The 6,897-nt window shown below is 72.0% G+C and carries 6 protein-coding genes; 3 read left to right on the top strand and 3 right to left on the bottom strand.

What is annotated here, in order from left to right; all coding sequences use genetic code 11:
• Window positions 1–9: 9 nt before the first annotated feature.
• Complete coding sequence (locus JK363_RS34225) at window positions 10–1,071, bottom strand: serine hydrolase domain-containing protein (RefSeq protein ID WP_236076330.1); 1,062 nt, start codon at window positions 1,069–1,071, stop codon at window positions 10–12.
• 104 nt (window positions 1,072–1,175) lie between these two features.
• On the bottom strand, window positions 1,176–2,798 hold the full coding sequence (locus JK363_RS34220; RefSeq protein ID WP_201881292.1) for an alkaline phosphatase D family protein: 1,623 nt from the start codon (window positions 2,796–2,798) through the stop codon (window positions 1,176–1,178).
• A gap of 574 nt (window positions 2,799–3,372) precedes the next feature.
• Here JK363_RS34220 and JK363_RS34215 point away from each other — a divergent pair.
• A complete protein-coding gene (locus JK363_RS34215) occupies window positions 3,373–4,002 on the top strand; it encodes a hypothetical protein (protein WP_201881291.1) in 630 nt (209 codons plus the stop codon).
• A gap of 112 nt (window positions 4,003–4,114) precedes the next feature.
• Window positions 4,115–4,990, top strand: a complete 876-nt coding sequence (locus JK363_RS34210; RefSeq protein ID WP_201881290.1) for a glycosyltransferase family 2 protein — start codon at window positions 4,115–4,117, stop codon at window positions 4,988–4,990.
• Window positions 4,991–5,011: 21 nt separating this feature from the next.
• Here the strand turns inward: JK363_RS34210 and JK363_RS34205 are convergent, their stop codons facing one another.
• The gene (locus tag JK363_RS34205) at window positions 5,012–5,623 is read right to left on the bottom strand and encodes a TetR/AcrR family transcriptional regulator (protein WP_201881289.1); all 612 of its coding nucleotides are present in this window, start codon (window positions 5,621–5,623) and stop codon (window positions 5,012–5,014) included.
• Window positions 5,624–5,801: 178 nt separating this feature from the next.
• Here JK363_RS34205 and JK363_RS34200 point away from each other — a divergent pair, with 178 nt between their 5' ends.
• Window positions 5,802–6,896: a DMT family transporter gene (locus JK363_RS34200; RefSeq protein WP_201881288.1), complete on the top strand. Its 1,095-nt coding sequence runs from the start codon at window positions 5,802–5,804 to the stop codon at window positions 6,894–6,896.
• Window position 6,897: the final 1 nt, after the last annotated feature.

The following is a 6,897-nucleotide window of genomic DNA, read 5'->3' as shown; positions in this document are numbered from 1 at the left end:
GGCCCGTCGTCACCACACGGCATGGGCCAGGGCCGTCGCCGCGGCCGCCCTCGGGCGGTTGTCGGCGGGGCGGCGGCGGGGGTGGACGGTGTTGGCCAGCAGCACCAGATAGGAGTCGGTGGCGCGGTCCAGGACCAGGCTCGTTCCGGTGAAGCCGGTGTGGCCCGCCGCGCCCCGTCCCGCCAACTCGCCCATGAACCACGGCTGGTCGATCTCGAAGCCCAGGCCGGGTGCCGTCAGCATCAGGTCCACGGAGGAGGGGGCGAGCAGCGGGTCGCCGCCGCGCAGCAGGGTGCGGCACAGCACGGCGAGGTCCCCGGCCGTGGCGAAGAGTCCCGCGTGGCCCGCGATCCCGCCCAGGGCGTAGGCGTTCTCGTCATGGACGGTGCCCCGCACCATGCCGCGGTCCAGTTTGCCCCAGGGGCGTCGCTGGTCCTCCGTCGCGGCGATCCGTGGCAGCCAGGAGGCGGGTGGGCGGAAGCGGGTGGAGGTCATGCCCAGGGGGCCGGTGATGGTGTCGTGGACGAGCCGGTCCAGGGGTTCGCCCTCGGCGCCTTCGAGCACGGCCTGCAACAGCAGGAAGTTGAGATCGGAGTAGCGGCGCGCGGTGCCGGGGGCGGTGGCCGGGGGCTCGCAGGTCAGCCGGGTCAGCCGCTCCTCGGCGGAGGCGCAGTCGTACAGGGGGAGTTCGGGGACCAGGCCCGAGGTGTGGGTGAGCAGCTGCCGCACCGTGATGCCGTGTTCGGCGGCGGCCGTGAACGCCGGCGCGTACGAGGCGACGGGCGCGTCGAGAGCGATCCGCCCGCGTTCCAGGGCCCGCACCGCCACGATCGTGGTGAACAGCTTGGTGAGCGAGGCAAGGTCGAAGAGAGTGTCGGCCCGCACCGGCTCCCACCGCTCGCGCGGCAGCTCCCGGTCGTGGGCCGCATAGCGCACCGCCCAGCCGGAGGCTTCCCGGACCAGCGGGCCCGATCCGGTCCCCGCGGCCAGGGCCACCCCGGCGCACCACGGCCGCTCCCCCTCGGGGAGCGCCTCGGGGAGCGCCGCCACATCCCCGACCAGCCGGGACAGCGCGCGGTCGCGGTTCGCTTCGTTCCTCGTCGCCACGCACGGCAGGGTACGCGCCCGGCCCGGGGTGGGGCCGGACGCGTACCGCGGGCCGGGCGCGAGGAGCGTCAGGCGGAGTGCAGACCGGGGTTTCCGGCCTCGCTGACGAAGGACGCCGCGATGGTGAGCGGCGCCCCCGGGGTGGTGACCGCGGAGACCGTCTTGTAGTCGGCCCGCGCATGCTGCTCGTCCAGCGTGACCGTCACATAGCCGCGACGGCCGTTGTAGAACTTCATATGCGGGTTGGCCGCCATGTAGGTCGACCAGTTGGCGGGCTTGTCCGCGCCGTCCTTCCCGCTGCTGATGGACGTGCCGACGAACTCGACGCCCAGGGTGCGGGAGTCGGGCTTGTTGAAGTCCTTCTTGATGTCGAAGGCGTAGTGGACATGGACGTCACCGGTGAGGACGACGAAGTTCTCCACACCGGCCTGCTCGACACCCGCGAGGATCCGGTCGCGGGAGGCCGGGTAGCCGTCCCAGGAGTCCATGGAGAGCTTGGAGCGGGCGTCGGTGGTGTTCTTCCGCTGGGAGAAGGTGACCTGCTGCGGAAGGACGTTCCAGGTGGCCGTGGAGCGGTGGAAGCCATCGAGCAGCCAGCGCTCCTGGGCCGCGCCGGTGAGGGTGCGCGCCGGGTCCTCGGAGTCGGGCCCGGGGTACTGCCAGCCGTCTCCGTACGCCTGGTTGGAGCGGTACTGGCGGGTGTCGAGGATGTCGAACTGGGCGAGCCTGCCGTAGTGGTAGCGGCGGTAGAGCCGCATATCGGGGCCCTCGGGCTGCTGCGGCATGCGCAGCGGCATGTTCTCCCAGTACGCGCGGTACGCGGCGGCCCGGCGGACCAGGAACTCCTCCGGCGGGCTGTTGTTCTCGTCGACGTCGTCGGCGTAGTTGTTCTCGGTCTCGTGGTCGTCCCAGGTGACGTACCAGGGGAACGCGGCGTGGGCGGCCTGGAGGTCCTCGTCGGACTTGTAGAGCGCGTAGCGCAGCCGGTAGTCCTGGAGGGTGAGGGTTTCGGTGTTGAAGACGGCGGGGAGGCGGCGGTCGGAGTAATTGCGGGCGCCACCAGTGGCGTTGACGGCGTACTCGTAGTGGTAGTCACCGACGTGGAAGACGGCGTCCAGGTCCTCGTTCGCGAGGTGGGCGAGGGCGGTGTAGTAGCCGTCGTGGTACGCCTGGCAGGACACCAGGCCGAACCGCAGGTCATGGATCCGGGCCCCGGTGGAGGGGGCGGTGCGGGTGCGGCCCACCGGGCTGATCCACTTGCCCGCACGGAAGCGGTACCAGTAGACGCGGTCGGCCTCGAGCCCCTTGACGTCCACGTGCAGGGCGTGGTTGAACTCGGCGTGCGCTCCGGCCCTGCCGCGCCGGGCGATCCGCTTGAAGTGCTCGTCGCGGGCGACCTCCCAGTCGACCGTGACGGTGCCCTCCTCGGGCAGCCCGTTGCCCGGCTCGTAGGGACGGGGCGCCAGTCTGGTCCACAGCACGACGGAGTCCGGCAGCGGATCACCGGAGGCCACGCCGAGGGTGAAGGGGTTGTCGGTGAGCGATTGCGAAGACACCTGCGCGGCCTGGGCGCTGGGCAGGTTGGTGGTGAACGCGAGTGCGGCGGCGGCACCGGTTACGGTGAGGAAGCGGCGGCGGCCCAGACGTGCTGCCGCGGCTCGTATCGCCTGCTGGTGCGAGTCGTGTGCCATGTGCTCTCCCCTGGCTTCGTGGCGTCAGAGGAATTGGAGTGTCGGGGAGCGGCGGTGTGTTTGCCCGCACACGACACGTACATGGCCACTGGATGAGGACCGTTGCCGGAAGGGGCGTTTGACGCAATCCGCCGCCCCCCGGATCAACTGATGTGACATCAGAAAGTCCTGGTGAAGGGGGAGATGGCGGTCGGCACGGTACGAGAGGTGAGAGAGGTACGGAAAGCGACGGATGGGGCGCGCACGGCGCGGCAGAGGGCGCCGCGGCCACGGGAGACTCGGGGGGCTCTGGAGGTGAAGGTGCGGTCCGCGACGGGAGGGGCGGGAGGAAGGCCGTAAACCGGTCGCGACCGATGGTCGATGGATCGTCACCCGTCGTAGATATCCAGGGATTTGGGTGGATAATGTGAAGAAGATGTAAATTCACCCCATTAGGCCAGCAGCGATCTTCTCCGGGCCCGGGGTGTTCCACGATCGCTCCGTATGGCATGGTCTCTCCCACTGCTCCCACCAGCCCATCACCCCGCCCGCGCCTCCCTTTTCACGACCGCCATCCGACCGAAAAGAGACCGCCATGCGTTCTCTGCCGCTCACGCTGGCCGCTCGTCTGGTGCCTGTGGCCGTGCTCGCCGCCGCCGGTGTGGCCATGACCACCACGAGCGACTCGGACGCGCGGCCCCGGCAGGCCGACGCCTCGCCGAAACCCTCGGCCCCCGCCCCCGCCCCCGGCGACTCCACCGCGCCGCCCCGCTACCCCAAGGCACCGGCGCGAGCCTGCGCCGCCCTCCCCGCGGACACGGTCAAGAAGCTGGTGCCCGGGGGCTCGGCGGCCGGGAACGAGCTGAAGACCGGCGATGTCTCCCGCCGCACCGGCTGCTCATGGCACGCCCTGGACGGCTACGACTACCGCTGGCTGGACATCGCCTACGACGTCGCGGGCACCTCGCCGGGCGGGGAGAAGGGCCCGGACTCCGCCGAACCACTGTCCGGCCTCGGCGACCGGGCGTGGATCGCCGAGACGCTCACCACCGACGACGGCCAGAAGATGCGCGAGGCCAAGGTCACCGTCCGCAGGGCCAACGCGACGATTACGGTGACGTACAACGGCGGCGACTTCGACAGCCATCAGGCCGCGTCGGCCGCGGCCATACGCGAGGGCGCGATCGGCGCCGCCAAGAAGGCCGTGGCCTCCCTCGACGGCTGAGGCCCGCTTCCGCTGTCCGCGCGTCCCTTGATGAACATTGGCTGTACGGAAGTGGCCACTTCGGTGAACGGCTACGATCGCGGGGATCGTCGTCGAGCTCTGGAGTCCTGCCGTGTCCGAACCGCGCCTGGGTGTGGCCATCCTGACCATGGGCAACCGGCCCCGCGAGGTGGCCGCGCTCCTGGAGTCGGTGGACAAGCAGGACGTATCCGCGACCCGGATCGTGGTCGTCGGCAACGGCTCCCCGCTCCCCGAGCTCCCCGCGCATGTGACCGCCGTCGAACTGGACGAGAACATGGGCGTCTCGGGCGGCCGCAATGTGGCGCTGCGACGGCTGCGCGAGTTCGGCGATGTCGATGTGGTGATCGACCTCGACGACGACGGACTGCTCATCGACCCCGATGTGTTCCGTACGGTGCGCGATCTGTACGCGGCCGATCCACGGCTGGGCATTGTGAGCTTCCGCATCGCCGACGAGCACGGTGAGACCCAGCGCCGCCACGTCCCCCGGCTGCGCGCCTCGGACCCGATGCGCGGAGGTGAGGTGACCACCTTCCTCGGTGGCGGACACGCCCTGTCGATGCCCATGCTGGAGCGGATCGGCGGCTGGCCGGACGCGTTCTTCTTCACCCATGAGGAGACCGATCTCGCCTGGCGGGCGCTGGACGACGGCTGGACCGTGCGGTACTCCCCCGAGCTGCTGCTCCAGCACCCCAAGACCTCCCCCGCCCGGCACGCGGTCTACTACCGGATGACCGCCCGCAACCGGGTCTGGCTGGCCCGCCGCCATCTGCCGCTGCCCCTGATCCCCCTCTACCTGGGCAGTTGGACGCTGCTCACCCTGGCGCGCACCCGCGCCGTGGACGGTCTGCGGGCGTGGGCGGGCGGATTCATGGAGGGGGTCCGCACCCCCTGCGGCACCCGGCGTCCGATGCGCTGGCGCACGGTGTGGCGGATGACCCGGCTGGGCCGTCCGCCGGTGATCTGACGGGACGCGACCGCCGAGGCGTCAGGCCCGCACGCCGATCCCCAGGGCGGGGAAGACCGAGGACTCCAGGAAACGGGTGAGGTAGGCGGCGTCGGCCTGCCGCCCCTCCAGCAGCGGGCGCACCCGCATCGCGCCGATCAGCTGGGTGGGTACGAACTCGGCCGCCGCGTTGCCCTCGGCGACCTCACCGCGGTCCACACCCTTGCGGACCATGGCCAGGATCGCCGCCACCTCGTGCTCGATCAGCGCCGAACGCAGCGCCTCCAGCAGCTCGGGGTCGTGCAGCGCGGCATGCCCGACCGCGTACATCAGCTTGGTGTCCCCACCGCATACGGACCCGATGGCCTCGGCGACCGCACGCAGATCGCCCTCCAGGGAACCGGTGTCGATGCCCTCCAGGGCCATCCGGCGGTTGCCGGACCGCAGTGCCGCGACCACCAGCTGCGGCTTGGAGTTCCACTGGCGGTAGAGCGTGGAACGGCTGGAGCGGGTGCGGGCGGCGACGCCCTCGATGGTGAGCGCCTCGTATCCGCCCTCCTGGAGCAGATCCAGCACCGCCGTGTAGAACTCCTGCTCCCGCTCGGGAGTGATCTTCGAACGGCGCTGCTGCGTGGCCGTGGCCTCCGACGGCATGTGTTTCCTCCTCGGACTCCCCCGATACCCGGCTCCCCTCTCGCAGTGTACCGAGACATCGGCGTACCGATACACACCTGTACCGATACACCGATGAACCGGTACACTCTCGTATCGGTACAGTCGTGTACCGATAGGGACTGGCCGCAAGCGGCCGGGCGGACGGGAGGAGCGGCGGATGGACCCGACTCTCATGGCCGTCGTACTCGCCCTCGCCTCCGCCGTGGCCTACGCGACCGCGGCCGTGGCCCAGGAGCGGCTGGCGGGCTCCGGCCGCCGGGGCGGCATCGCCGGGCTGCTGCTGTGCGGCGCCTGGTGGGGAGCGGTCGGGCTGAACGCGGCCGGTGCCCTGCTGCATGTGGCGGCGCTCGGATACGGCCCGCTCACGCTCGTCCAGCCGCTGGGCGCGCTCACCCTGGTCGCCGCCGTCCCGCTGGGCGCGCGGCTCGCGGGCCGACGGGTCCTGCGGACCGAGTGGCGCGGTACCGCGCTGGCCCTGCTCGGCCTCGGCGCCCTGCTGCCGGTCACCGGTGGCGCCGCGCCGCACGACACCCTGACCCTGTCCGAGGCGCTGTCGGTGGCGGCTGTCGTCCTGGCGCTGATCGCCCTGCTCACCCGGCCCGGCCGGCGGCCACGCGGCCGTGGGCTGCGGTTCGCCGCGGCGTCCGGTATCGCCTCCGGCGTCGCCTCGGCGCTCACCCAGACCCTCACGGTCGCGCTCACCGCCCACACCGGGACCGCCGTGCTGTCCTGGCCCGTACTGGCGATGGCCGTCCTGGTCGCGGCGTTCGCGGTGAGCGGTCTGCTGCTTTCGCAGAGCGCCTACGCGGGCGGCCTGGGCGCCCCGTTGGCCACTCTGACCCTCGCCAACCCGGTCGCCGCGGCGGCCATCGGCATCACCCTGCTGGGCGAGCGCCTCCACGGCGGCCCGGCGGGCACCGCCCTCGCCCTCGCGGGCGCCGCGGCGGCGGCCCGCGGCGTGGTCCTGCTCTCCCGCGCGCCCCGCCCGGCCGGTTCCGTACCGGCGTCCCGGCAGCCGGTCCCGGCCGCGCTTCCGGCCCCACGTCCGGACTCGCTGCCGGCGCGAACGCCCCACCGGGGCGCCGTCCACCCGGTGTTCCTCTCCGGCTTCCCGGCCTTCGGCGTCCTGGCTCCCGTCCTCCCGGCCCGCGTCCACCCGGCGCTCGACGTACCGGCCCTCGACGTACCGGAGGCCACGGCCCCGTTCCCTGGCGAGCCGGGAACCGAGGGCTTCGCGCTCACCCGCGGCTGAC

The organism is Streptomyces coffeae, assembly GCF_016741875.1.
Classification (GTDB): Bacteria; Actinomycetota; Actinomycetes; order Streptomycetales; family Streptomycetaceae; genus Streptomyces; species Streptomyces coffeae.
Note: the sequence above shows the minus strand (reverse complement) of the source record. Positions and strands in the feature narration are given on the sequence as shown.